The following is a 2,257-nucleotide window of genomic DNA, read 5'->3' as shown; positions in this document are numbered from 1 at the left end:
GACCTGACCCCAGGGNCTGCGATGGGCCCGGGGCGTCCCGCGGTACTGACGTGGGACCGTGAACTCCGCCCCGGCGGCGATCGGTCCGGGCGGGGTGACGGTGGTCTTGTGCGTCGCCGTCGACACCTTCTTCGCGCGGTGCCCGTCGACGTCCACCCGCTCGACCGTGAGCCCGTGCAGGTCGACGACGATCCGGTCGAGGTCCTCGACGGCACGCGCGCTGATCGTCGCGGTGCCGTCGAGCCGGTTCGTGGCGACGCGGTACCCGAGCCGGAGCTCGTAGTGCACGGCGCTCCACCGGCGGTCGCCGCTGTGCGGGGTGTACGGGTCGGCGGGGCTGTTCGTCGGCGGCTTCACGGTGCCGCTCAGTCTGGCACGACCGCGGTGTCGAGGGTCCGTGCGGCGCGGTCGGCGGCCGACCCGGTCGTCCACGGCGGTGCCGTCCAGGGCGCGATCGGGTTGCCCGACCACAGCGACCCCGCCGGCACCTGCTCGCCGCGCATCACGAGCGACGCGGGCCCGATCGTGGCGCCGGCGCCGATGCCGGCGGCCGGCAGCACGACGCTGTGCGGCCCGAGGGTCGCGCCCGCGTCGAGGTCCACGGCGTCGAGCTGCATCACCCGGTCGTGGAACAGGTGGGTCTGCACGACCGTCCCCCGGGACACCGTCGCGCCGGCACCGATCGTCACGAGGTCCGCCTCGGGCAGCCAGTACGTCTCGATCCACACACCCCGGCCGATGCGCGCGCCGAGGGTGCGCAGCCACGCCGCGAGCGCCGGCGTCCCCGTCGCCTGCTCGGCGAACCACGGCCGCGCGACGGTCTCGACGAACGTGTCCTGCACCTCGTTCCGCCACACGAACGAGGACCACAGCGGGTGCTCGCCGGCGTCGATGCGGCCGACGAACGCCCACTTCGCCGCCGTCGACACGACGGCCGCCACGGCCCCGGCGGCGATGAGCACCGGACCCGCCAGGACGACCGTCCACCCCAGGCCGACCGAGGACCACAGGGCGAGCAGGGCACCGACGACCCCGAGCGCGATCGCCGCAGAGACCACCGGGGCGACGAGCCGCAGCAGCTCCCAGCAGCCCCGCGCGACCTTGAGGTGCCGCGGCGGCCGGAACGTGCGCTCCTCGTCGAACTCGGTCGGCGCACGCCGCAGCCGCACGGGGGGCGTCCCGAGCCACGACGACCCGCGCTTGGCCTTCTTCGGCACCGCCGACAGCACGGCGACCAGGGCCTCGCGGGGGACCGACCGTCCCGCCCCGGTCATGCCCGAGTTGCCGAGGAACGCCCGCCGACCCACCTTCGACCGGCCGATCGTCACCCGCCCGCCACCGAGCTCGTACGTCGCCACCATCGTGTCGTCCGCGAGGAACGCCCCCGACGCGATCTGCGTCAGCGCGGGGATGAGCAGCACCGTCGAGATCTCCGTGTTCCGCCCGACCCGAGCGCCCAGCAGCCGCAGCCACAGCGGCGTCACCAGGGACGCGTACACCGGGAACAGCAGCGTCCGCGCCGCGTCGAGCACCCGCTCCGTCGTCCACACCTGCCAGCCGATCCGGCTCCGCACCGGGTGTCGGCCCTCGTGCAGCCCCAGCCCGAGCAGCCGGACCGACGCGACGACCAGCAGCGCGTACACGACACCGGCGACGAGCGCCCCGAGCGGCACCGCCGCGAGGGCACGCAGCAGCGCCACACCGAGCGTCGACGCCGGACCAACGAGCGCCACCACCACGGCCAGGCCCGCCGCGACGCCGACCACCGGCAGCCCCGCGACCGCGACCGAACCGGCCCCGTACGCGACGAGCCAGCGTCGACGCGACGGGGGACGGGCCTCCCGGTCGTGCCGAGCCGACCCCACGCGCTCCGCCGGCGACCCCGCCCACCGCTCGCCGTCGGGCACCCGACCGACGACCGACGAACCCGGCTCGACCTCGGCACCAGCACCCACGTGCGCCCCCGGCAGCAGCGTCGACCGACTCCGCACCACCGCGTCCGCGTCCACCCGCACCGGACCCAACCGGAACACGTCCCCGTCCACCCAGTGCCCCGCGAGGTCCACCTCCGGCTCGATCGACGCGCGCGCCCCCACACGGAGCATCCCCGTCACCGGCGGCAACGCGTGCAGGTCCACGTCACGACCGATCCGCGCCCCCAACGCCCTCGCGTAGTAGCTGATCCACGGCGCACCCGCCGTCGACGGACCGTCCACCGCCTCCGCGATCCGCTCCGCGAGCCACACCCGCACGTGCA

General features: G+C 75.4%; 1 protein-coding gene and 1 pseudogene. Both read right to left on the bottom strand.

The window, feature by feature from the left end; genetic code table 11:
- Window positions 1-357 (bottom strand): annotated as a pseudogene (locus tag I59_RS23415) (M1 family peptidase); the annotation flags it as partial.
- Window positions 358-365: 8 nt separating this feature from the next.
- Window positions 366-2,257, bottom strand: a 1,892-nt coding sequence (locus tag I59_RS07780; protein WP_022903379.1) for a Pls/PosA family non-ribosomal peptide synthetase, incomplete at its 5' end; no start/stop codon positions are given.

It is taken from the genome of Curtobacterium sp. B8 (assembly GCF_000333315.1).
In the GTDB taxonomy this organism is placed as follows: domain Bacteria; phylum Actinomycetota; class Actinomycetes; order Actinomycetales; family Microbacteriaceae; genus Curtobacterium; species Curtobacterium luteum.
This window is presented reverse-complemented; position numbering and strand designations above follow the sequence as displayed.